The organism is Thermoactinomyces intermedius, from assembly GCF_013912365.1.
GTDB classification, from domain to species: domain Bacteria; phylum Bacillota; class Bacilli; order Thermoactinomycetales; family Thermoactinomycetaceae; genus Thermoactinomyces; species Thermoactinomyces intermedius.
The window spans coordinates 1-25,702 of record NZ_JACETT010000040.1 but is presented as its reverse complement, the minus strand read 5'-3'; the positions used below and the strand labels follow the sequence as shown (position 1 = coordinate 25,702).

At 49.2% G+C, this 25,702-nt stretch carries 11 protein-coding genes; 9 read left to right on the top strand and 2 right to left on the bottom strand.

The features are described from left to right. Positions 1-64 precede the first annotated feature (64 nt). The 6 genes from dpsA (at position 65) to H1R82_RS10055 (ending at position 6,655) form a co-directional block, all read left to right on the top strand. Positions 65-964, top strand: coding sequence for a dipicolinate synthase subunit DpsA (gene dpsA, locus H1R82_RS10080; protein ID WP_181733019.1), 900 nt, complete (start codon positions 65-67; stop codon positions 962-964). Then, positions 961-1,563, top strand: coding sequence for a dipicolinate synthase subunit B (locus H1R82_RS10075; RefSeq protein WP_181733018.1), 603 nt, complete (start codon positions 961-963; stop codon positions 1,561-1,563). The genes dpsA and H1R82_RS10075 overlap by 4 nt, the downstream gene beginning before the upstream one ends. A gap of 80 nt (positions 1,564-1,643) precedes the next feature. Then, positions 1,644-2,684, top strand: a complete 1,041-nt coding sequence (locus tag H1R82_RS10070; protein WP_181733017.1) for an aspartate-semialdehyde dehydrogenase — start codon at positions 1,644-1,646, stop codon at positions 2,682-2,684. Positions 2,685-2,699: 15 nt separating this feature from the next. Next, on the top strand, positions 2,700-3,929 hold the full coding sequence (gene dapG / locus H1R82_RS10065; RefSeq protein WP_181733016.1) for an aspartate kinase: 1,230 nt from the start codon (positions 2,700-2,702) through the stop codon (positions 3,927-3,929). Between the two features lie 15 nt (positions 3,930-3,944). Then, positions 3,945-4,814: a 4-hydroxy-tetrahydrodipicolinate synthase gene (gene dapA, locus H1R82_RS10060; RefSeq protein ID WP_181733015.1), complete on the top strand. Its 870-nt coding sequence runs from the start codon at positions 3,945-3,947 to the stop codon at positions 4,812-4,814. 167 nt (positions 4,815-4,981) lie between these two features. Further along, positions 4,982-6,655 (top strand): ribonuclease J, encoded by a 1,674-nt coding sequence (locus H1R82_RS10055; RefSeq protein WP_181733014.1) that lies wholly within the window; start codon positions 4,982-4,984, stop codon positions 6,653-6,655. Between the two features lie 103 nt (positions 6,656-6,758). On the opposite strand, the gene H1R82_RS14855 is transcribed toward H1R82_RS10055, so the two are convergent. Beyond that, positions 6,759-7,913 (bottom strand): GH25 family lysozyme, encoded by a 1,155-nt coding sequence (locus tag H1R82_RS14855; RefSeq protein ID WP_309544817.1) that lies wholly within the window; start codon positions 7,911-7,913, stop codon positions 6,759-6,761. A gap of 389 nt (positions 7,914-8,302) precedes the next feature. On the opposite strand from H1R82_RS14855, the gene H1R82_RS10045 reads away from it, so the two are divergent. Next, positions 8,303-8,530 carry a hypothetical protein gene (locus tag H1R82_RS10045; protein WP_181733012.1) on the top strand — a complete coding sequence of 76 codons (228 nt, stop codon included), beginning with the start codon at positions 8,303-8,305 and terminating at the stop codon, positions 8,528-8,530. A gap of 82 nt (positions 8,531-8,612) precedes the next feature. Here H1R82_RS10045 and sugE read toward each other — a convergent pair whose 3' ends face one another. After that, positions 8,613-8,936, bottom strand: a complete 324-nt coding sequence (gene sugE / locus H1R82_RS10040) for a quaternary ammonium compound efflux SMR transporter SugE (protein ID WP_181733011.1) — start codon at positions 8,934-8,936, stop codon at positions 8,613-8,615. Between the two features lie 373 nt (positions 8,937-9,309). On the opposite strand from sugE, the gene H1R82_RS10035 reads away from it, so the two are divergent. Both H1R82_RS10035 and H1R82_RS10030 read left to right on the top strand, forming a co-directional pair. Next, positions 9,310-20,910, top strand: coding sequence for a non-ribosomal peptide synthetase (locus tag H1R82_RS10035; RefSeq protein ID WP_342354904.1), 11,601 nt, complete (start codon positions 9,310-9,312; stop codon positions 20,908-20,910). A gap of 75 nt (positions 20,911-20,985) precedes the next feature. Continuing rightward, the coding region (locus tag H1R82_RS10030; RefSeq protein WP_181821650.1) for a non-ribosomal peptide synthetase at positions 20,986-25,702 on the top strand (4,717 nt) is incomplete at its 3' end.

Here is a 25,702-nt window from a genome sequence, read left to right as displayed (position 1 = left end):
TTATTTTTTTCATATGATGCAAATAGATGTGGTAAGGATTCTTCCGGGGAAAGGAGTGAAGAAAATGCTGACAGGCAAACACGTTGTCTTCCTCGGTGGAGATGCACGGCAATTAGAGGTGATTAAAAGCTGTACAGAGATGGGAGCCCGGGTTTCGTTGGTCGGATTTGACAATTTGCAAAGTCCGGTCAGCGGGGCTTCATTAAAGGAGCTTTCGTCCGATGTGTTACAGACGGCGGATGTTTTGGTGCTCCCGATCATTGGAACCGATGAAAAAGGGCAAATCAGCAGTGTTTTTACTTCCAAAAAATTGTTTTTGACCCCGGAGGTGTTTCAATCACTTCCAAAACATTGCCTCGTTTTTGCCGGGATGGCCAAGGAGTATTTGCGAAAGTTGTGCCAAGATTTCGGGATTCAACTTTTTGAACTCTTAAACCGGGATGATGTGGCCATTTATAACTCCATCCCGACGGTGGAAGGCGCACTCATGATGGCCATCCAACACACCGACATCACCATTCACGGTTCCGAAAGCATTGTGCTGGGCATGGGAAGATGCGGCTTGTCGCTGGCCCGTGTGCTTCATGCGATCGGAGCCCGGGTGAAAGTCGGGGTAAGAAGTTCCGAGCATAAAGCCCGCGCATTTGAAATGGGGATTCAGGCGTTTGATACATCCGAATTAAAAGACCATGTGAAAAATGCGGATTTGATTTTTAACACCGTTCCGGCTTTGATCATTGATTCAGCCGTTTTAGCCAACGTGCCGCATGATGTGGTCATCATTGATCTGGCATCCAAACCGGGAGGCGTGGATTATCCGTTTGCTGAAAAAAGGGGAATCAAAGCCATATTGGCACCCAGTCTGCCGGGAATCGTGGCTCCGAAAACAGCCGGACAAATTTTGGCGCGGACCATCACCCGGATCATGAAAAATGAGTTATTCAGGGAGGGAACCGTTCAGTGAATTTTCAAAACCTGACGATCGGCTTCGGCATGACGGGATCCCACTGTACGCATGATGAAGTGCTTCCGCAAATGAAAAGATTGGTGGAACTGGGGGCAAACGTGATTCCGGTGATTTCCCACACGGTGGCGACGGTGGACAGCCGGTTCGGCACCGCGGAAGAGTGGAAGAAAAAAATTAAAGAAATCACCGGCCGGACCCCGTTGATGACCATACCGGAAGTGGAACCGTTCGGTCCTGAAAAAAGTTTGGATTGTTATGTGATTGCTCCCTGCACCGGCAATTCCCTGGCCAAACTTGCCAATGCGTTGACAGACAGCCCGGTTTTGATGGCGGCAAAAGCGCAAATGCGCAATCACCGTCCGGTGGTGGTGGCCATTTCCACGAACGACGCCCTCGGCTTAAATGCCGTCAACCTGGCAAAACTGCTGGCAGCCAAAGACATTTATTTTGTTCCGTTCGGCCAGGATGCCCCCGAAAAAAAACCCAAGTCCATGGTCGCGCGCATGGAATTGATCCCGGAAACTTGTCTGGCCGCCATCGAAGGGAAACAGTTGCAACCATTAATAGTTGAAAAATACCGCGACTTGACTTCATAATAGAAAAGAGCTCGGATAGATGATACATTCGTCCCCCTTGATGAAAAACAGGGGGCTCACTTCATATGGGAGGGGACTTCATGAGTGCAAAAAAATATCATGTTGCAGTGGTAGGAGCAACCGGAGCCGTCGGGCAAGAAATATTGAACACCCTCGATGAAAGAAATTTTCCGGTCAAAGAATTGCGCTTGCTTTCTTCCAAACGTTCCGCAGGCAAAAAAATCACATTCCGCGGTCAGGAAATCACGGTTCAGGAAGCCGTGCCGGAAGCATTTGAAGGCATTGACTTCGCTTTATTCAGTGCCGGCGGCAGTGTGAGTAAGGCATTGGCAAAAGAAGCGGTGCAACGTGGTGCAATCGTTGTGGATAATACCAACGCCTTTCGAATGGATCCGGAAGTCCCGTTGGTGGTTCCGGAAGTGAATCCGGAAGCGTTGGATCAACATAAAGGAATCATCGCCAATCCCAACTGTTCGACCATTCAAATGGTTGTTGCATTAAAACCGTTGGCGGATCGTTACGGAATCGAAAGAATCATTGTCTCCACTTACCAAGCCGTCTCCGGTGCGGGTTGGAAAGCGATCAATGAATTGGAAGAACAGACGAAAGCCGTGATGGCCGGTGAAGAAGTCCAAAAAAATGTTCTTCCCGTGGGCAAACTTGACAAACATTATCAGCAAGCGTTCAATGTGATTCCGCAAGTGGATGTGGCGGAAGAAAACGGATTTACACTTGAAGAAATGAAAATGGTGCGCGAAACGAAAAAAATCTTCGCGGATGATTCCATCGGCGTGACTGCCACTTGTGTACGGGTCCCGGTTGTACGGGGACACAGCGAATCGGTGTATGTGGAATTAAAATCGGATTATGATCTTGATGAAGTCCGGACCCTCTTAAATGATGCGCCGGGTGTGGTGGTGCAGGATGCGATTGAGGAGCAGATTTATCCCATGCCGTTGGATGCATCCGGCCGGACGGAAGTGTTTGTCGGACGTCTCCGTCGCGATTTGACCCATCCGCGCGCGCTCAACATGTGGGTGGTTTCGGATAATCTTTTGAAAGGAGCCGCAACCAACACGGTTCAAATTGCAGAAACTTTGATTAAAAGAGAAAGATCATAAAGAGAAGGGATAGGCATGAGCATTATTGTACAGAAGTTCGGAGGAACCTCCGTGGCAACCGCTGAACGGCGCCAACGTGTCCTTCATCATATTTCCAACGAGCTGGAGAAAGGAAACAAACTGGTTGTCGTTGTTTCAGCGATGGGAAGAAAAGGGGAACCATACGCAACCGATACGTTGCTTGGTTTGATTGATCAATATGATCAGCAGATCCTTCCCCGTGAGAAAGATTTGTTGTTAAGCTGTGGAGAGATCATCTCTGCAGCTACCCTGTCCAGCATGTTGACCCAGGCGGGGATCCGGAGCTGTGTATTGACCGGTGGACAAGCGGGGATCATTACGAACGATCAGCATACCAATGCCCAGATTATCACCGTCAATCCCAAACGCATTTTGCATGAACTGGAGAAAAACCGGGTCGTTGTCGTGGCCGGTTTCCAAGGACAAACAACCGATGGGGAAATCACCACATTGGGACGCGGCGGCAGCGATACCACCGCAACGGCGTTGGGAGCGGCTCTTGATGCCGAATATGTAGATATTTTTACAGATGTAGAAGGGATTATGACAGCTGATCCAAGAATTGTCGAGGATGCCGCCCAATTGGAGCAGGTCACCTATGTCGAAATGTGCAATCTCGCTTTTCAAGGAGCCAAGGTGATTCATCCCCGGGCTGTGGAGATTGCCATGCAAAACAGCACCCCGATCCGGATCCGTTCAACCATGTCGGACCATCCGGGCACGTTGGTGACACACCGGAGTGAAATTGACCGGTTGGTTCGGGAAGTGCGGGAAAACACCATCATCGGGGTGACCCAGATGCCCAATGTGACCCAAGTGAAGATCCGGCTGAGACAAGGACAATACCATACGCAGTTGAAAGTTTTCAAAGCGATGGCCGATCATGGGATCAGTGTCGATTTTATCAGTGTCAACCCGAGCGAAATTGCTTATACGGTTTATGATGATCTGGCGGATCAGGCGGAACAAATTTTATATGACCTGGGACTGGAACCAGAATTATCCAGAGGTTGCAGTAAAGTATCCGTTGTCGGGGCAGGCATCGCCGGCGTTCCGGGCGTGATGGCCAAAATTTCGGAAGCACTGACGGAAGAGGATATTCAAGTGTTGCAATCGGCGGATTCCCATACCACCATTTGGGTGCTCGTCCATGGAAAAGACATGGAGAAAGCCGTGCGTGCTTTGCATAAAAAATTTCATCTGAATAAACTCTATTGCTCATAAAGGAGGGAAGTGAGGATGTTGTTTGGCCGATTAATCACGGCGCTGTTTACGCCGTTTACCGAAGAGAATGAGATTGACTGGCCCTGTCTGGAAGCCAATATCGAGCGTTTGATCGAAGACGGGAATGATTCGATTGTTGTTTCCGGAACGACCGGAGAGTCTCCCACCCTGACCCTCTCCGAAAAGCTGGAATTATATCGTTTTGCCAAAGAAAAAGCAAACGGCCGGATCAAAGTGATCGCAGGGACCGGAAGCAATAACACCGTGCAGAGCCTGGAATTGACCAAGAAAGCGGAGGAAATCGGCGTCGACGGGGTGATGCTGGTTGCCCCCTATTACAACAAACCGTCGCAGGAAGGGTTGTATCAACATTTCAAAATGATTGCCGAATCGACTTCATTGCCGGTGATGCTGTACAATGTGCCCGGACGCACCAGTGTCAATATGACGGCTGAAACCATGGCCCGGCTCGCTCAATTGGATAATGTGGTCGCCATCAAAGAAGCAAGCGGGGATCTCAACCAAATCGGGCGGCTGATTGCGGCGGTTCCCGACGATGTGGCGGTATACAGCGGCGATGACGGGCTCACTTTGCCGATTCTGTCGATTGGCGGAGCCGGAGTTGTCAGCGTGGCCAGCCACCTGGTCAGCCGGGAAATGAAAGAAATGATGGACGCTTTCTTTTCGGGGGATGTGAAGAAAGCCCAAAACTTGCACATTCGTTTGCTTCCTGTCTTCCACGGCGTGTTTTTGACGACGAGCCCGGCGCCATTGAAATATGCGATGTCGCAAAAAGGTTGGTCGAAACCTTACGTGCGCCTTCCGATTGTGGAATTGTCGGAAGAAGAAAAAAGAAAAACGGATGCATGGTTGAAAGAACTGTGACGGGAACGGACCTGCCTGTGAAAAAAACAGGCAGGTTTTTTGTTTGTCATTGACTTTTTTCAACAAAAGATCCGGTTGCATATCCATTTTTCCATCGTATATAATAAGGGACAAGTGGTAATTGTGCGGTTTCAGTGAAAGACAACAGAATATAGGAGGTAAACAGTTTGACAAAAAACCAGCGAGGCAAATTATCCATTTTTGCACTCGGTGGGTTGGATGAAATCGGAAAAAACATGTATGTGGTGCAGTATGAGAACGACATTGTTGTGATTGATGCGGGCTTGATGTTCCCGGAAGAGGAAATGCTGGGAATCGATATCGTGATACCTGACATCACATACTTGGTTGAGAATAAGGATAAAGTACGCGGGATTCTTTTGACGCATGGTCACGAGGACCATATCGGCGGGTTGCCGTATATTTTGCGTCAGCTCAATGTTCCCATCTACGCCACGAAATTGACGATGGGACTGGTGGAGCATAAATTGCGTGAGGCTCATCTGTTAAATGACACGAGACGGTACATCATCAACGGTAAATCGGAAATCAAACTGGGTTCTACACTGAAAGCGACCTTTTTTTATACAAATCACAGTATTCCTGATTCCGTCGGCATTTGTATTCATACACCGGAAGGAGCCGTTGTTCACACGGGAGATTTTAAATTTGACATGACTCCGGTGAATGGACACGCTGCGGACATCCATAAAATGGCTGAGATTGGAAGAAAAGGGGTATTGTGTTTATTATCCGACAGCACCAATGCGGAGCGGAGAGGATTTACCGGATCGGAAAGTTCGGTCGGTGAAGGGATTAACGAAGTTTTCCGTAAAGCAAAGCAACGGGTGATTGTGGCTACTTTTGCGTCCAATATTCACCGCATCCAGCAAGTGGTGAACGCATGCCATATGTACGGTCGAAAGCTGGCTGTGGTGGGACGGAGCATGGTCAACGTGGTCAATATTGCATCGGAGCTGGGGTATTTGCATGTGCCCTCTGATTTGATCATTGACCCGGATGAGATCAATCGTTTGCCTGCCAATCGGGTGGCGGTGATTTCCACAGGAAGCCAGGGGGAATCGATGTCAGCGCTGACACGCATGGCGAACGCATCTCATCGCAAAGTGGAAATTTTACCCGGTGATACCGTGATCATTGCCGCCACGCCCATTCCGGGCAACGAAAAATTGATCGGCCGCACCGTCGATCAATTATTCCGGATTGGGGCGGATGTGGTGTATAGCACGACTTCGCATGTACACGTCTCGGGGCATGGGTCTCAGGAAGACCTGAAGCTCATGCTGAATTTGATGAAACCCAAATACTTTATTCCGATTCATGGTGAGTATCGTATGTTGCGTGCTCACGCCCAACTTGCCGAATCTGTAGGAGTAAGCCCGGAAAACATTTTTATCTGTGACAACGGAGATATGGTCGAAATTTCAGGTGGTCGTGCCCGATACGGGCCCAAGGTTCAAACCGGAAAAGTACTGGTTGACGGTTTGGGTGTTGGTGATGTTGGCAATATTGTATTAAGAGACCGCAAATTACTATCTCAGGACGGAATTTTGGTCGTGGTGCTGACCTTAAGCAAAGAAAACGGCACCATCGTATCAGGACCGGATATCATTTCGCGAGGCTTTGTTTATGTTCGGGAATCCGAACAGTTATTGGATGAAGCAAACCGGATTGTGGCATTGACCATGGAAAAATGCATGAGAGAACATGTCAGCGAATGGGCTTCGCTCAAAACGAGCATCCGGGATGCATTAAGCAAATTCTTGTTTGAGCGGACCCGTCGTCGTCCGATGATTTTGCCAATTATCATGGAAGTGTAACCGGAGCTAAACCGCACAGAAAACCGCAGCTTTTGAATTTTCAAGGCTGCGGTTTTTTTATATCCCGGTTTTCCGCAAAAGAAAACCGGGATGCTGAAACCGTTTATTCTTTGAAATGGATAAAATTGTCAATCCGGTCGACCGGAACTTGGCGTGTTCCGTAGCCGTGACGGACGTCCCAGTTATATTCTTCGACCGTCACCGTTTTCTGGTCGCTGCTCACTTCGGCGACGAAAGCCACGTGGTTGAGGTTTCCTTTGTTCCATTGGGCAATGGTTCCGACTTTCGGGGTGCGGGTTACTTTGTAACCGATCTGTCTTGCGGTTTCATCCCAATGTCTGCCGTCTCCCCAATGTCCTTTTTTCCCGTTGGGGCCGGTCATGTCATTGGTGAACGGAATGCCCAGATTGTTATTGATGCGCCAAGCGACAAAAGAGACGCATTCCCTGTAATAAAAAACCCATGGGTCCACATCGCCGGGATTGTTGTTTTTAAAAGGGTAATCATCGATCATTTCATGCTTGGGTTCCGGTTCCGGATCGGGATCGGGTTCCGGCTCCGGGGAAGGGGCGGGTTCTTTGTCTGAATTTCCTTTTTTGAATTGAAAACTGATATTGACAGATCCTGAACCGGAGGCGATCAGTTCAACATGCCAATATTTGTCGTCTTCCGGGGATTGCGGCGGGTTGGGCGGTTCTTCCGGCGGGGGGTTGTCCGATCCTTTTTTGCTTTTCAGTGCTTCGAGCGATTTTGCTTTATCCATATCCACGTTCCCCATGATTCCCGAAACACTCCCTTTGTCCGTATACTGCCAGTAGGTAATTTCTTCCCAGCCGCCTGTTGCGGGCAACCGTGGCTCGTCCACTTCCCAATGCGCCAACCATAAGGGCATGTCCTTCAAACGGTTGTTAAAGCCGTTAAACCGGTTGATATAAGCGGGGAAAGTATATAACAGAACTTGTTCGCCCGTTTCTTTTTTGACATGCTCGGCGAAGGCAAGCACCCAATCGGCGATTTCGTCCGCTGTCATATCGGTATTTTTTTCTTCCAGGTCGAGAACAGGCATGAGATCCAGTTGGTGTTGTTTCAGTTTTTCAACAAAGTTCTGCGCTTCTTTCTCTGCTTTCCCTCTTAACAACTTGGCGTAATGATAAGCACCCGCTTGGATTCCTGCGGCCTGTGCCCCTTTTACGTTGTTGGAGAATTGCGGGTCGGTGAATGTTTCTCCTTCGGAGGCTTTGATAAAAGCGAATTGAATGTTTTGGGGATCTTCTTTGACCTTCTGTCAATCAATGACCGATTGATGATGGGAAACATCAATCCCGGTGACACTGCCAAATCGATCAGACATGCCATTCACCCCTTAAAGATGATAATCAAAATCCCTCGGTTTCCGGTTGAAAAGCGGTTTTGGATGATCCAGGTGGTGGAACCTCCCTCCCCCTTTTTCTTATTCCACATTTAATTATACCAAAAATAAAGAAAATTCTATCTATTTTTGTGTTCATTTGACGCCGGGGGACGGGGATTTTTGTAAGCATTCATTAAAAATTGGTGAATTTATTCAAACGGGTTATGTAAAAGGGGTGAGATTTGATATAATATCCATCAATTCTTGTGATTGATGTTCGATTGGGAGGGTAAAAATTGCTGCAAGAACCAGATTTGATGAACTCACTCGTCATACCAGTGGCTGTTGAATTGTTGGTATTCATTATCAAGGCATTGGTGGTGACACTGTTTGCCGGTTTCTTTGTAAAACGATACCTGGCACCATTGGTAAAAAAGGATCAGAAAACGGCTGAGCCGCGTGTTCCGGCCGGTGAAAACAAGGAAATTAGTGAAGAAGAAACGAAGGACAAAAAAGAAAACTGATCCACAGAGTGAATAAAAAACCGTATCCTGTTCAAGGATAACGGTTTTTTTATTTTGCGCGGATAAGAAAACGGCTTTTTGGTTATGAACCGGCGGATGTCACTTTCAAGCCGACGATTCCGGTCAGAATCAAGAACAAAAAAAATAAACGGATCCAGTCATGAGGTTCATCAAACAAAAAGATCCCCATCACCGCCGTGCCCAAAGCGCCGATCCCTGTCCAGACCGCATAGGCGGTGCCAATGGGCAGTGCTTTGAGGGCCAGGGACAAAAAATAAAAACTGAAGATCATTCCCGCGATGGTGACAAGGGATGGAAACCACCGGGTGAATCCTTGAGCGTATTTGAGTCCGATTGCCCATACCACTTCAAAGATTCCGGCAATGATCAAATAAGCCCATGCCATGGAATCTCCTCCTCCCGTTAAAACGGAATGGCTGGATTCATACTCATTTAGTATAACAATTTTCAAATCAAAAGCAATCTCTTTCGATATCCGGAGTCCAATGAGAAATTTGTATGAATCAGGAAGGAGAATTCAAAACGATGGAAAAGAATTAGTATGATATTTCATAATTCCCAAATGCTGTATATTCCAAAAACAAAAGCATATCATTTTTTTAAAGAATACATACCCCGGGATGATATCCAAAATACCTGCATCTTATTCCGAAAATCATTTTTTGATAATATAATTTTTATATTTTATTTTGTAATTTCATGATTGTCTCATTGACAAGAGGTGGATTTTCGGATAAAATGAGTTTTGCCTTTTTAAAATAATTGAAATAGATTATAAGTTTTATATAAATTGGAGGTTAATCATGACAAAGGCAAATGTTAAGGAACGATGGAGTGAGCACAGGAAGTATTATGATGAATGGTTAAGCAGCTATGACGGGGGCGTGTTCATTCCCGCCAGGAAAACATGGGCCGGCAAAGAAAACACGAAGGACACGGTGGAAACAACGGAGCATTATGAAATCAGACTGAGCCGGTCCGTCACGGAAAGCTTCTATGCGTTATCCAGAAGGTATCAAGGGGCTTTGTCTTCGTTGATTCAAGGGGTATGGGGCAGTTTGTTGTTGAGATACAGCGGAGAGAAAGAAGTTTTGTTTGCATTTGCCGACCATTCCGGGGAGAAGGTTTCCGCTTGCGATCCGGAAATTCGATTGCTCCGTGTCAAAGACGATTTTCAAACCTTTCACCAGCTCTTTCAACATTTGTCTGAAACGAATGTCCATTCTGATTTGTATTTATTTCCGCTTTCCAAGTTTCAGGAAGCGACGGGGATGGAAGAAAAAGCCTTGGACCATCTGGTGATGGTCGCTGAACGTTCTTATTCCAAGCACGATTTTGAATACCAAAAATGGATCCAGAAATATAAAAGCCACGTTCATGAAATCAAAAAGCATTCGCCCCGGCTCGGATTGATTGTCACCTTTATTCCCGCCAAATATCTGACCATCCGGATTTCATATGATCCGATCCGGTATGACGGCGGGTTGGTTCAAGCGACCGGTCATCACCTGAAACAAATCATTGAAAGTGTCATCAGCCAGCCCCGTTTGGAAATTTCCAAGCTGCAAATCGTGACGGCACAAGAAAAGAAATTGTTGAAAAAGTTTAACGAAACGACCCGGGCTTATCCGGACGGGCAAACGGTGCACCGGTTGATTGAGCAAAGGGCTGTGAAGTCGCCGGACCGGACCGCCGTTGAATTCAAAGGGGTCAGCCTGACTTATCAGGAGTTGAACCGGCGTGCGGATCTGCTGGCGATGGCATTAAGGGATCACGGGATTGAAAAAGGGGATATTGTGGCCATCATGGTCCCGCCTTCTTTGGAAATGATCGTGGGAGTTTTGGGAATTTTGAAAACCGGAGCCGCTTATTTGCCGGTGGATCCCAATTATCCCCCGGAGCGGGTTTCGTTTATGTTGAGCGACAGCCATGCCAAAATGTTGCTGTCTTTGAAAACGGCGTCCCGCGATTGGGCGGCGGATATCCCGGTGTTTGATTTGTCGGGAATGGATTGGAGTGTAACCAGGGAAGTGCGCCCCTTGCCGTCGACGGTCCGGCCCGATGATCTGGCTTATGTGATTTATACATCGGGTTCCACGGGAAAACCCAAAGGCGTGATGATCGAACATTCTTCTTTGGTCAACCTGGTTTATTGGCATAATCAACAATTTCACATCACCGAAAAAGACCGGTGCACCAAATATGCCGGTTTTGGCTTTGATGCTTCCGTGTGGGAAATTTTCCCGCCGTTGGTGGCCGGGGCGACGCTGTATGTCATTGAGGAGGAATTGCGTTACGACATCCGGCAGCTCAATGATTTTATGCAGGAAAAAGGCGTGACGGTAAGTTTTCTGCCGACGCAGGTGGCGGAACAGTTTATGGAGCTTGATAACCATTGCTTAAAAACCCTGCTGGTCGGTGGAGACCGGCTGCAAAAAGTGGTTCCGCAAACGTATCAAATCGTGAATAACTACGGGCCGACGGAAAACACCGTCGTCACCACCAGCGGGACCGTCCGTCCCGGTGAGCCGGTCATGATCGGAAAACCCATTGCCAACCACCGTGTTTATGTCTTGGATCAAAACCACGAGTTGCAACCGGTTGGCGTTCCCGGGGAGTTGTGCATCAGCGGGGCCGGTTTGGCACGCGGTTATTTGAACCGGGACGACCTGACACGGGAAAAGTTTGTCCCCAATCCCCATGAACCCGGTGAAATCATGTACAAAACCGGTGATTTGGTCCGTTGGCTTCCGGACGGAAGGCTTGAGTTTTTGGGGCGGTTGGATGACCAGGTGAAGATCCGTGGATTCAGGATTGAGCTGGGGGAAATCGCACAACGCCTCATGGAATATCCATTGATTCAAGATGCATTGGTTCTGGTGCAAAAGGATGAATACGGCGAAAACCGGCTGATCGGCTATTTCACGGCCTGGGAAGGATGGGAGGAAGAAGACATCCGCAAACACTTGGCGCAGGAATTGCCCGACTTCATGATTCCATCCCATCTGATTCATTTGGAAGCTTTTCCGCTGACCCCCAACGGAAAAGTGGATAAAACAGCCTTGCCGGTGCCGGAAACGGAGGCCGCCGCCACCCGGGAAACGGTGAAAACCACCGATGAGACCGAACAAACGCTGATCCGGCTTTGGAGAGAAATTTTGCATGTGGAGCCCGGAACCGGGGACCATTTCTTCCGTTTGGGAGGGGATTCCCTCAAGTTAATGCGGCTGGTGTCAAGGATCCGGGAAGCGTTTCAGATTCAGCTTTCGATTCAGGCTTTGTTTGAAAATCCGGTTTTACAAGATATGGCCGTTCAAATCCGGAAAGCGGAAGGGAGAATCCCGGATGAATGGGAGGGGGCAGAGGAAAAAGAGTATTATCCGGTGTCTTCCGTCCAAAAACGCTTGTATGCAGTGGAGCAGATGGAAAACATCGGCACCACTTACCATACGCCGGTGCTGTTGGAATGGAAGGGAGAGGTTGACACAAAGCGGTTAAAATCGGCGGTGGAACAATTGGTTCAGCGGCATGAGGCATTGCGGACTTCTTTTCACTGGGTTGATGAAGAACTGGTGCAGAAAGTACATGCCGAAGCAGAGATTGCGTGGGAGATGTTCCATGCGGATTCGGAGGAAGAAGCCAAACGGATTGCCGCAGATTTTATCAGGCCGTTCGATTTGGAACAAGCTCCTTTGCTTCGTGCTGCCCTGATTCATGCCAAAGAGAGCTGTTACCTGTTGTTGGATATGCACCACATCGTTTCGGACGGAATTTCTGTGGAAGAAATCTTGTACCGTGAACTGGGAGCGCTGTATCAAGGACAGGAGCTTCCGCCGCTTTCCAAACAATACAAGGATTATGCCCTGTGGCAACAACAATGGCTCCGTTCGGAAGAGTGCCTTCGCCGCAAAGAGTATTGGCTCAAGCAACTGGAAGGAGAGATTCCGGTTCTTGAGTTGCCGGCCGATTATCCGAGGCCCCCGGTTCAGGAGTTTGCCGGAGATAAAGTTTCTTTTGAAGTGAAACCGGAATTGGTGGAACGCCTGAAGCAAATCGGGCAAAGAGAAAATGCCACCTTGTTCATGATGCTGTTTTCGGCATACAAGGTGCTCATTTCCAAACTGTCGGGACAAGATGATATCATTGTCGGAATCCCGGTGGCGGGACGGGCCAAATCCTGGATGGAACCGGTTTTCGGAATGTTTGTCAATACCTTGCCGCTTCGTTCACAGCCCAAAAAGGAACTTTCTTTTGTCGGTTACCTGCAACAAGTCAGAACCCGGGTGCTGGGAGCTTATGAAAACGGCGATTATCCGTTGGAAGAAATCGTCGGGTCATTGCAATTGGAGCGGGACCGGAGCCGCAATCCGCTCTTTGACACCGCGTTTGTTTTGCAAAACATGGAGGAAGTCGCCATCCGGATTCCCGGGGTGGACGTGAAAAGTGTGCCGTTAACCTGGAAACAATCGATGTTTGACATGACTTGGGAAGCGAAGGAAGAAGCTGACACCGTCCGCTTTCATGTGGAGTATTGCACGCGTCTTTTTGAACCGGAAACGATTCAACGATATATCCGGTCCTTTTTATACATTTTGGAACAAATCGCCATGGATCCGGGCCAGCGCCTGGCTGACGTGGAATTGCTCCCGCCGGAAGACCGCCGTCAGCTTGTCGTCGGATTCAATCAGACGGATGCGCCTTATCCGAAAACGAAGACCATTCAACAGCTGTTCGAGGAGCAAGTGTTGAAAACGCCGGATCGGACGGCGGTCAAAATGGGCGATCAAGTGCTGACTTATCAAGAGTTGAATGCCCAAGCCAACCGGATGGCCCGTTGGTTGCGGAAACAAGGGGTCACCAGGGGAAGTGTCGTCGGTTTGATGGTAAACCGTTCCCCCTTGATGATTGTCAGTCTGTTGGCAATTGTAAAGGCGGGAGGAACTTACTTGCCGATTGATCCCGAATATCCGGATGAGCGGATCCGGTTTATGCTGGAAGACAGTCAGGCATCCATGTTGTTGGTGGAACCCGGGATTTCCGCGCCGGTTTCTTATCAAGGGCTGGTGGCCGGATTGTCTCCGGAAGTTTGGGAAGATGAGGAACCCGGAAATTTGCCGAATATCAATGCCCCGGAAGACGTCTTGTACATCATCTACACTTCCGGTTCCACGGGTACGCCCAAAGGCATCGAAACCATGCACTATAATGTGATCCGGACCATGTTTAATAACGGATATATCGAAATGGATCCTTCGGATCGCGTGTTGCAACTGTCCAATTATGCTTTTGACGGATCGACCTTTGACATTTACATTTCGTTATTGCACGGAGCGCAACTCACCTTGGTCTCCAAAGAGGCATTATTGGATTTGAACCAATTATCCAGGCTGATCCGGGAAGAACAAATCACGGTCACCTTTATCACGACGGCGTTGTTTAACACCCTGGTCGACTTGGATTTGGAATGTTTGCAAAACGTCCGGAAAATTTTGTTTGGCGGGGAAAAAGTCTCCTTTTCCCATGTGAAAAGAGCGGTGGAGTTTTTGGGCGAGGATCGGATCGTTCATGTGTACGGACCGACGGAAACCACCGTGTTCGCCACTTATTGCCCGGTTGGCTTCAAGCATATCGGGCGCGGAATCATTCCGATCGGGAAACCTCTCCATAACACCCGGCTTTATGTGTTGAATTCCGAAAACCAATTGCAGCCGGTCGGGGTGCCCGGCGAACTGTGCATCAGCGGAGACGGGGTGGCCAAAGGATATCTGAACCGTCCGGAATTGATGGAAGAGCGGTTTGTACGGGAGCCTTTCGCCCCGCACGGGCGCATGTACAAAACCGGCGATTTGGTGCGTTGGTTGCCTGACGGCACGATTGAGTATTTGGACCGGATGGATGATCAGGTCAAAATCCGGGGACATCGCATTGAATTGGGCGAGATCCAACGGAAGCTGCTGGAGGAAGAAACGGTCCGGGAAGCCTTTGTGATGATGGACCGGGATGAAAAAGGACAGTCTTACTTATGCGCTTATTGCGTGGCCGAAGGGGAAATCGATGTTGCTCAATTGCGGCAAAACTTGCTGAAAAAACTGCCGGATTACATGGTGCCCGGATATTTTGTCCCGATGGATTCGCTGCCGTTAAACGCCAATGGGAAAGTTGACAAACGCGCTTTGCCAAAACCGGATTTGCGCAAAGCGGTTTCGTCCGGATATGTGGAGCCCACGACGGAAACCGAAGCTTTGCTCGCGGAAGTCTGGAAGGAAGTTTTGGGGGCTGAACGGGTCGGAATTCATGACAACTTCTTTGAACTGGGCGGCGATTCGATCAAAGCGATCCGGATTGCGGCCCGGCTGAACCAGCAGCAAATGAAACTGGAAACCAAGCAGTTATTCCGGCATCCCACGATCGCGGAACTCGCTCCGTATATCCGGCAAGGGGTCTCCCGGATGGAAGAGGAAGAGGAAATGGTTTCCGGCGACGTCCGGTTGACCCCGATTCAAAAATGGTTCTTCTCCCTACAATCCGGGGAGCCGCATCACTTTAACCAAGCCATGATGCTTTTCTCCGGTGAAGGATGGAACCCGGCATGGGTCGGCGAGGCATTCCGGGCATTGGTCCGGCATCATGATGCGCTCCGTATGACGTATGATTTCACAAACGGTGAAGTCAAACAGACGAACCGACCTTTGGGACATCATGCGTTTACCTTGGATGTATTCGATTTGACCGGATCGGAGCCGGCCGACATCGAAGCTTATGCGAACCAATTGCAAAAAGGAATCGATCTTGCAAACGGCCCGCTGGTCCGGTTGGGGGTTTTCCACACCCGTGAAGGGGATTACTTGTTGATGGTGATCCACCATTTGGTGGTGGACGGCGTCTCCTGGCGCATTCTGCTGGAAGATTTCCAAACGGCTTATGATTTGGCGTCCAAACAAGAGGAGATCCGGTTGCCCCAAAAAACCAGTTCCTTTAAAACATGGGCAAAACAACTCTCCCGGTATGCAAACAGCAAGAAGATGTTGAAAGAGAAAAGCTATTGGAAGCGGGTTTGTTCCCAAACTGTGCCTGCTTTGCCCAAAGATGAGGAATGGACCGGGGAAAAACTCCACCGGGACATGCGGGAGATCGAATTGGAGCTGGATGAAGAGCTCACCCGGAAACTGCTGACCCAAGCCCATCAGGCTTATCACACGGAAGTGAATGACCTGTTGTTGACCGGACTGGCGTTGGCTGTTCATGAATGGACGGGCCAATCGAAAGTGGCGCTTCATCTGGAAGGGCATGGCCGGGAAGAATTGTTTGACAGAGTTGATTTAAACCGGACGGTGGGTTGGTTTACCACCATGTATCCCGTGGTTTTCGAGCTGAATGAAACGAAATTGTCCCGTGTGATTCCAACCGTCAAGGAAACGTTGCGCCATGTCCCGGAAAAAGGAATCGGTTACGGAATCCTGCGTTATCTGACCGCTTCGGACCAGAAACGGGACTTGTCCTTTGCGCTCGAACCGGAAATCAGCTTTAACTACCTCGGACAGTTTGAAAACGAAGGGTTGGGATTTGGCTCCGTGTCCACCGGGGACTGGTTCAGCCCGATGACGCCGGAACCACATGTGCTTACGTTTAACAGCATGGTGGCAGACGGCAAATTCAAAGTCCGGGTGGGATACAATGCCCGTTTCTTCCGCAGGGAAACCATTGAAACGGTGGGACGACGCTTTTTGGACCATTTGGCCCGGTGTGTCCGTCACTGTTTAAATCAAGCCGAACCGGTTCGCACCCCCAGTGATTTCAGCGCCAGGGACCTGTCGATCCGTGAACTGGAACAGATTTATTCGGTGTTGGATCCGAAGAACATTCATGACATTTATCCGCTCTCTTCTCTGCAAAAAGGAATTTTGTTTCATGCGATCCAAACACGGATCCAATATTTTGAGCAGTTTTACATCGATTTGGACGGGGAAGTGGACTTTGCCGCTTTTGAAGAGAGCTTGAATGATTTGGTCAAAAAACATGATGTGTTGCGAACGGTCTTTTTGTACCAAAAATTGAATCAACCGTTCCAAGCCGTGTTGAAAGAGGTCGGGGTTCCGTTCCGGTTTGAGGATTTAAGCCATCAATCCAAAGCCGAACAAGAGGCTTTCTTAACCCGGTTTAAACGGGAAGACCGGAAAAAAGGGTTTGCCACTTTGCATGAGCCGTTGATCCGCTTTGCGTTGTTCAAATTGGGCGACCGGCGTTATCACTTTGTGTGGAGTTTTCATCACATCCTGTTTGACGGCTGGTGCATCGGCCTGTTGTTGGAAGATTGGCTGGACATGTACCGGGCGCGGATGAAGCATGCCACGCTCAAAGCGGAAAAAATGGCTCCTTACCGGGATTATATCCGGTGGCTGGAAGAGCAGGACCATGAAGAAGCCAAAGCGTTCTGGCGGGATTATTTGCAGGGTTATGAACAGACAGCCAGCGTCTTGAGTAAAGGCATCGGGAAGAAGACCGATTTTGAGTTGGAAAAGAAAGAGGTCAGCTTCCGCCTTCCCCGCCATCTGAGTGACCGGTTGTCGATGTTGGCGCAAAAATATCATGTGACGCCCAGTACGTTCTTCCAAGCGATCTGGGGAGTGTTGCTTCAAAAATACAACAATACGGATGATGTCGTGTTCGGAACCGTGGTGTCCGGAAGGCCGTCGGATCTGCCGCAAGTGGAAAAAATGGTCGGTTTGTTTATCAATACCGTTCCGGTGCGGATCCGCCGGAAGGAAAACGAACCGTTTTCCGAATTGTTGGTGCGGACCCAGCGCGAAATTCTGGAAGCGGAAAAAGTCCACTATGCGTCATTGGCGGAGATTCAGGCCAACACCCCGTTGTTTAATCAGCTGTTCGATCACATTATGGCCTTTGAAAACTATCCGCTGGACATGGAGGCGTTAAAAAGCAAAGAAAAAGACCTCGGATTTTCCATCGCCGGTTTGGATGCGTTTGAACAGGACAGCTACGGGTTGGGATTGATCATTTACCCCGGCGACGAATGGTTGATCAAGCTCAAGTACGACACGGAAGTGTATACAGAGTCCGACATGCAGCATGTGATTTTGCATCTGCAGACCTTGATGGAACAAATCATGGAGAATCCGGAAACGCCCCTGAACCGGTTGGAAATTGTCTCGGAAAAAGAGAAACAACAATTGCTTGCGGACTTTAACCGCACAAAGACGGACTATCCGGATCAAGCCGTGATTCAGCAGTTGTTCGAACAACAGGTGCAAAAAACCCCCGGACATCCGGCGCTGGTTTACAAAGAGGAAGTCTGGACTTACAAAAAGTTGAATGAACAAGCCAACCAACTGGCGAGAAATCTCCGCGACAAAGGAATCGGCCGCGAACAGATTGTCGGGATCATGATGAACCGGTCGCCGGAGTTGATCGTTTCCATATTGGCGGTCTTAAAAGCCGGGGGCGCGTATCTCCCCGTGGATCCGGATTATCCGGCCGGGCGGATTCAGTATATGTTGGAGGACAGCCAAGCCAAATTGTTGTTGGTGCAGCCGGGATTGCAAGTGCCGGCCGGTTACCGGGGAAATGTTTTGGTGATCAGCCCGTCACTGATGAGGGGAGACGCCTCCGATTTGCCGGTCATCAACCAGCCGGACGACCTGGCTTACATGATCTATACCTCCGGCTCGACGGGTAAACCCAAAGGGGTGATGATTGAGCACCGCAACCTTTGCAACTTGGTGCAAATTGCCCGGCCTTACGAGATCCGTGAGCACAGCCGCGTTTTACAGTTTGCATCCATCAGTTTTGATGCATCGGTTGCCGAAATCTTCCCCACCTTAACCGTCGGGGCGACCTTGTATCTGGAAGAAAAAATGGTGCTCTTGAATGACCTGGTGAAATATTTGAAAGAAAAAAGGATCAGCAATGTGACATTGCCGCCGTCGGTATTGCAATCCATCCCGCATGAAAAATTGCCGGATCTGGAGACGATCATCAGTGCGGGAGAAGCATGCAGCCCGGGGGTGGCCGATAAATGGGGAGCCGGCCGCACGTTTATCAATGCTTACGGTCCGACGGAAGCGACGGTATGCACGACTTACGCCAAGCTTGACGGTTCTTCGGATAAAACGCCGATTGGAAAGCCGTTTTTCAATCAGCAGGTGTACATTGTCAACCAAGACCATCAACTGCAGCCGGTCGGGGTTCCCGGCGAGCTTTGCATCAGCGGGGAAGGGCTGGCCAGAGGTTACTGGAACCGTCCGGAATTAACCGCGGAAAAGTTTGTGGAAAATCCGTTTGTCCCCGGGACGAAAATGTATAAGACGGGGGACTTGGCGCGATGGTTGCCGGATGGAAACATCGAGTATCTGGGCCGGCTTGACGAACAGGTGAAAATTCGCGGACACCGGGTGGAACTGGGCGAAATCACAGACCGGTTGCTGAAACACCCGAGTGTGGAGAAAGCCGCGGTGGTGGCGCAAACCAATGAAAACGGACCTTCGTATTTGTGCGCTTACTTTACGGCCAGGGATTCCTGGTCAGTTCCGGAATTGCGCCGGTACATGATGGAAGAGTTGCCTGAGTACATGGTTCCCGCATTTTTTGTGGAACTGGAACAAATCCCGCTGACCCCAAACGGAAAAATTGACAAAAAAGCATTGCCCAAACCGGACGGGATGGTTCAAACCGGTGCGAAACACACCTCTCCGACCAATGAGGTGGAGAAAAAGCTGGTTCAAATCTGGAAAGAAGTGCTCGGTTTGGAAAGGATCGGGATCCATGATGACTTCTTTGAACTGGGCGGGGATTCGATCAAAGCCATTCAGATTGTATCCCGGTTGCATCAATGGGATTACAAACTGAAAATCAACGACCTGTTCGATCATCCCACCATTTATGAACTGGCACCGTATGTTCAAACGGTCGAATCAGCGGATGATGAGGGGATCGTCGAGGGGGAAGTCCCGCTGACTCCGATTCAGCATTGGTTCTTCGAGCAGGAGTTTATGAATGCCCATCATTGGAATCAATCGATGATGCTGTATCATCCGGACGGCTGGCAAAAAGACCGGGTGCATCTAGCTTTCTCCAAACTGGTGGAACATCATGATGCGCTGAGAATGCGTTTTGAGCAGGACGGCGAAAAATGGGTGCAGATCAACCGCGGCTTGGCAGAAGAGGAGTTTTTCACCCTTTATGAATTTGATTTGCGGCATGTCAACGACCCGGAATCGCACATCGAATCCATGGCCAATGAATTGCAGCGGAACCATGATTTCAAACAGGGTAAATTGATCCAACTGGGATTGTTTAGAACCGGCCAAGGGGATCATTTGTTGATCATTCTTCACCACTTGCTGGTGGACGGCGTGTCGTGGCGCATTCTGTTGGAGGATTTCGCAACCGCCTATCAACAGGTTTGTGCAAACCAGGAGGTTGTTTTGCCCAAGAAAACCACATCTTTTAAAAAATGGAGCAAAAAGTTAACCGACTATGCCGATTCACCCCAAGCCTTGTCCGAATTGAATTATTGGAAGGAAGTGGAAAATAAAGATGTTCCGGCCTTGCCGAGGGATTTCATCCCGCCGAAAGAGCGGCGCCTTATGGATCACGACACCATCAAAGTGGAACTGAGCGAAGAAGAAACGAAACAATTGCTTACCGAAGTGCACCATGCATATCATACCGAAATCAACGACCTGTTGTTGACCGCACTGGTTTTGGCTGTCCGCAAGTGGACGGGGCAGGAACGGGTGGCCGTCAACCTGGAAGGGCACGGTCGGGAAGAGATTGTGCAAGATGTGGATTTAAGCCGCACTGTCGGTTGGTTTACAACGGCGTTCCCGGTTGTTTTTGATCTGGATACAGACCATGAAGGGGATGCCATCAAGCAGGTGAAAGAGCAATTGCGGAAGATTCCCAATAAAGGAATTGGTTACGGGATTTTGAAATACCTGACTTCCCCGGTGAAAAAAGAATGGATGACCTGGAACCTGAAACCGGAGATCAGTTTCAACTATTTGGGGCAGTTTGATCAGCAAAAAGAAGACCAGGGGTTCCAAATGTCCCCGATACCGGCGGGCGATGAGTTCAGTCCGTTGTCGACCAGCCCTTACTTGTTGAATATTTACGGCAAAGTGACGGATCAACGATTGGAGATGAACTTCCAGTATCATCAGCATGTTTTCCGTTTTGAAACCGTGGCCCGCGTGGCGGATGAGTTTGTTCGTCAGTTGCGCCTGCTCATCGGGCATTGCGTAGCCAAAGAAGAAGAAGAGTGGACCCCCAGTGACTTTAGTTCCAAAGATTTGACGTTTGAAGAGCTGAAGAATATTTCCGATTTGCTTTCCGATTTGTAAACGTTCATGCCAAGAGTCCTTTCGCGAAGGGCTCTTGGCTTAACATCCTTGACTGAGCATAGGAGGAGATCGGTTATGGAGAAAAAACAGGTGGACATCTATTCTTTGTCTCCCATGCAAGAAGCCATGCTGTTTCATTCGCTGTATGACCAGGGGAATTCTTATTTCAAACAATTGCTGATCCAGGTGGAGGGGGATTTTGATCCCGGACTGTTTGAAAAGAGTTTAAATGTTTTGATTGAACGATATGACATTTTCCGGACCGTGTTTCTCTATAAAAAGCTGAAAAAACCGCGCCAAGTGGTTTTGCAGGAGCGCAAAGCAAAAATTCAGTATCAGGATTTTTCCCATTTTCCGGAAGATGAGCGGAATCAAAAGATTGAGGCATGGATTCGAAAAGATCAAACCAAACCGTTTGATTTGTCCAAAGATTTGTTATTGCGTGTTTCCGTGTTGAAAACCGGCGCCCAACAGTATCAAATTGTGTTCAGCAGCCACCACATCCTGTTGGACGGATGGTGTATGGGGATCGTATTTGAAGATTTGTTTGAAATTTACGGGAAACTGAAAAATCACGAGCCCGTTCCCCGCAAAAAAGTGACGCAATATCGCGAATTGATCCGTTGGCTGGAAAATCAGGACCCCAAAGAAACGGAACAATATTGGAAACAGTATTTGGCCGGGTATGAGGGACATGCCAAAATTCCGGGAGCAAAGACTGCCCGCGGCGATGATTATAAGTTGGAGGAAGTCCGTTATTCACTGGATGAAACGTTGACCAGGCAATTCAATCAATTGGCCCGTGAACATCATCTCACCCTGAACAATGTTTTCCAGACGATCTGGGGATTGATGTTGCAACGGTACAATCACACGGACGATGTGGTGTTCGGTTCCGTGGTCTCCGGAAGGAACAAAGACATTCCCCGGATCCAGGAAATCGTCGGTTTGTTCATCAACACCATTCCGGTGCGGGTTAAAGCAAGTGGCGATGAACGCTTTATTGACCTGGCCAGACAGGTTCAACAAGCGGCGCTGGCCTCGGAGCCGTATGATTATGCTTCTTTGACCGATATTCAAAAAGCGGCGCAATGCGGCGATTCCTTGGTTGACCATATTGTTGTGTTTGAAAACTATGTGTTTGATTCGAATATTTTCCATAAATACCGGCATCAATTGGGGTTTGTCGTGACGGATGCCAAGAGCACGTTTGAAAAAACCAACTATGACTTCAATGTGATTGTGGTGCCCGGTGAGAAATTCACCATTTTGTTTCAATACAACGGACAGGTTTATCAAAGAGAAGACGTGGAATCCTGTTTCCGCCACTTTGAACGGATTGTCCGCCAAGTCATTGAAAATCCGGATTGTCGCTTGAAAGACATTGAACTGGTTTCGCCTTCGGAAAAGCAGAAGTGGTTTGAATGGAATCAAACGGATGCGGATTATCCGCGCGATAAAACCATTCAGGAGATTTTTGAAGAACAGGCGGAAACATCCCCGCAGCAAATCGCCTTGAAATTCCGGGGAAACACGATGACTTACAAAGAGTTGAATGAGCAAGCCAATCAGCTGGCGAGGGTGTTAAGGAAACAGGGTGTCCGGCGCGGGGACATTGTCGGATTGATGACGGAACGCTCTTTTGAAATGATGATCGGCATGCTGGCGGCCGTCAAAGCCGGCGGGGCTTATATGCCGATTGATCCGGAATATCCGGATGACCGGAAGGAATTTATGCTGGAAGATGCCGGGGCTCCGGTTCTCCTGGTGCAGCCGGGACTGAAAGTGCCTGCCGGTTATGAAGGACGGGTGATTGAACTGGCTCCCGGTGAGTGGGCGGGGGAAGAAAAAAGCAACCCGGAAAATGTCAATCAACCGGATGATCTTCTTTATGTCATGTATACTTCCGGATCGACCGGAAAGCCCAAAGGCATTTTGACCATGCATTACAATGTGATGCGGACGGTCATCAACAACGGGTACATAAAGGTACATGCCGAAGACCGGCTTTTGCAGCTGTCCAACTATTGTTTTGACGGATCCACGTTTGATATCTATAACGCCTTGTTAAACGGAGCGACGCTGGTTTTGGTGCCCAAAGAGGCTTCTAAAGACTTCGCGGCACTGACCAAATTGATCCGCGAAGAAGAGATTACCGTCGCCTTTATGACCACTTCCCTGTTTAACACGGTTGTGGATTTGGATCTTGATTGTTTAAAGAACTTGCGCAAGATTGTGTTTGGCGGGGAAAAGGCTTCGGTCAAACATGTCCAAAAGGCAGTGCAAGCATTGGGCGGAAACCGGCTGATCAACGGGTACGGACCGACGGAAACCACGGTTTTTGCCGCGACTTATTCCATTGATTCGTCGGTGTTGGCCACCCATCGCGTCCTGATAGGAAAGCCGCTGAACAACACCAGTCTGTATGTGTTGGATCCGTGGGGAAATCTTCAACCGCCCGGCATTCCCGGTGAACTTTGCGTCAGTGGAGACGGGGTGGCCAAAGCGTATTTAAACCGTCCCGAATTAAATGAAACCCGCTTTGTTCCGGATCCGTTCCATCCCGGCCGACGCATGTACCGCACCGGGGATCTGGTCCGCCTGTTGCCGGATGGCCATTTGGAATATTTGGAGCGGATGGATAACCAGGTGAAAATCCGGGGACACCGCATTGAGACCGGGGAAGTGGAAAAAGGTTTGTTTGCCCATCCCGATGTGCTGAATGCGGTGGTTTTGGCCGATAAAGATGAGAACGGGCACTCCTATCTGTGCGCTTATGTCGTGTTGAAAAAGGATGTTTCACCTTCCGCATTGCGTGCACACATGTCCAAAGCGTTACCGGAATACATGATTCCCGATTACTTTGTGAAAATGGACCAACTTCCCTTTACGCCCAATGGAAAAGTGGATTTGCGGGCGCTTCCCAAGCCGGCCGAAGCGTTGGAGAGCAAAAGCGATTATGTTGCTCCCACCAACCCCGTGGAAGAAAAGTTGGTGAAAGTCTGGCAGGAAGTTTTGGATACGGACCGGGTTGGAATTCATGACAACTTTTTTGACTTGGGGGGCCACTCTCTGAAAGCGATGATGCTTTCTTCGCGGGTGAGCAAGGAATTGAATGCGGACTTGCCGTTAAGGGAGATTTTTGCCCGGCCGACGGTACAGCAACAAGCGGCCTTTTTGCAAGATACGGGCAAAAAAGAATACACCGGGATCGCCCCGGCACCGGAGATGAAGGATTATCCGGTGACTTCCGCGCAGAAGCGCCTGTATATGGTCAGCCAACTGGAAGGAATGGGCACCAGTTACAATATGCCTTATGTGTTCCGGATTCACGGTGATTTGTCCGTTCCGGTTTTAGAAAGCGTCTTGCAATCTCTGGTGGACCGGCACGAATCGTTGAGAACTTCTTTCCATATGATCGCCGGGGAATTAAGGCAGAAAATCCATCCCGATGCCCGGTTGGTCGTCGAGCATTACCAAGCCGGCGGGAAATGGCAAGAAAAACGTGCCATTCAAGAATTTATCCGCCCGTTTGATTTGCAAAAGGCGCCGTTGATGCGTGCCGGGGTGTTGGAACGTACGGACACCCGGGAAAAGTATCTGTTGTTGGATTTCCATCATATCGTGGCCGACGGTGTTTCGATCCGGCAATGGTTTTCCGACTTTTCGCGGCGGATGCAGGGGGAAGCGCTGCCGTCGCTTCCGTTGCAATACAAGGATTATGCTTATTGGCAACAACATGAGAAACAAAAAGACCGTTGGAAAAAACATGAGGAGTACTGGTTGAATGAACTTTCCGGCGAGTTGCCCGTTTTGCAATTGCCGACCGACTTTCCGCGCCCGAAAGTGCAGCGTTTTGACGGGGATCAGCATTCTTTTGAAATGGATGCGGGATTGTCGGACCGGTTAAGGCAGCTGGCTGATGAGCAGAATGCAACGATGTATATGGTGTTGTTTGCCGCTTATCATGTCCTGCTCGCCAAGTACACGGAGCAGGAAGATTTGATTGTCGGATCCCCCATCGCCGGAAGGCCGCATGCAGATCTGGAGTCGATGGTGGGCATGTTTGCCAACACGCTGGCGGTCCGGACCCGGCCGACACCGGATGTTTCGTTTTCCCGATTCCTCGGGCGATTGAAAGAACAGATCCTGGAGATGGCAGAGCATCAGGATTATCCCTTTGAAGAACTGGTGGAAAAATTGGGGGCGGAACGGGATTTAAGCCGGAATCCTCTTTTTGACACCATGTTTTCATTGCAAAAGAATGAATTGCCGCCCCTGCGATTCCGGGATTTTTCGCTGGAACTGGTTGAATGGGATTGGAAAAAATCCAAGTTCGATATGAGCTGGATCCTGATCGAAGATGAGAAAATCAAAGGGATCGTGGAATTTGCCACGCATCTGTTCAAGCCGGAAACGGTAAAAAGAATGGTTCGCCATTATCTTCATATTTTAAAGCAAATCACGGAGAATCCGGACCTTCGCCTGTCGGACATCAAATTAATTACGCCGGATGAAGAGCATCAGGTGTTAAACCATTTCAATGCGTATCGTCTGGAGTATCCACGGGGAAGAACGATTCCGTCCTGGTTTGAAGAACGGGTGGAAAAACAGCCGGACCGGGTGGCAGTGGTATGCGGCGAAGAAAAGTGGACCTATGAAGAGTTAAACCGGCAGGCCAACCGCCTGGCCCATGCGTTGAGGAAAAAAGGGATCGGCCGTGAGCAATTGGTCGGCATCCTGATGTTCCCGTCCAAAGAGATGATGGCGGTGGTACTGGGTGTTTTGAAAG

Bases quoted from the DNA above. Each gene is read 5' to 3' on its own strand.
- dpsA (WP_181733019.1), top strand. From the start codon at position 65: ATGCTGACAGGCAAACACGTTGTCTTCCTCGGTGGAGATGCACGGCAA.
- H1R82_RS10070 (WP_181733017.1), top strand. From the start codon at position 1,644: ATGAGTGCAAAAAAATATCATGTTGCAGTGGTAGGAGCAACCGGAGCC.
- dapG (WP_181733016.1), top strand. From the start codon at position 2,700: ATGAGCATTATTGTACAGAAGTTCGGAGGAACCTCCGTGGCAACCGCT.
- dapA (WP_181733015.1), top strand. From the start codon at position 3,945: ATGTTGTTTGGCCGATTAATCACGGCGCTGTTTACGCCGTTTACCGAA.
- sugE (WP_181733011.1), bottom strand. From the start codon at position 8,936: ATGGCATGGGCTTATTTGATCATTGCCGGAATCTTTGAAGTGGTATGG.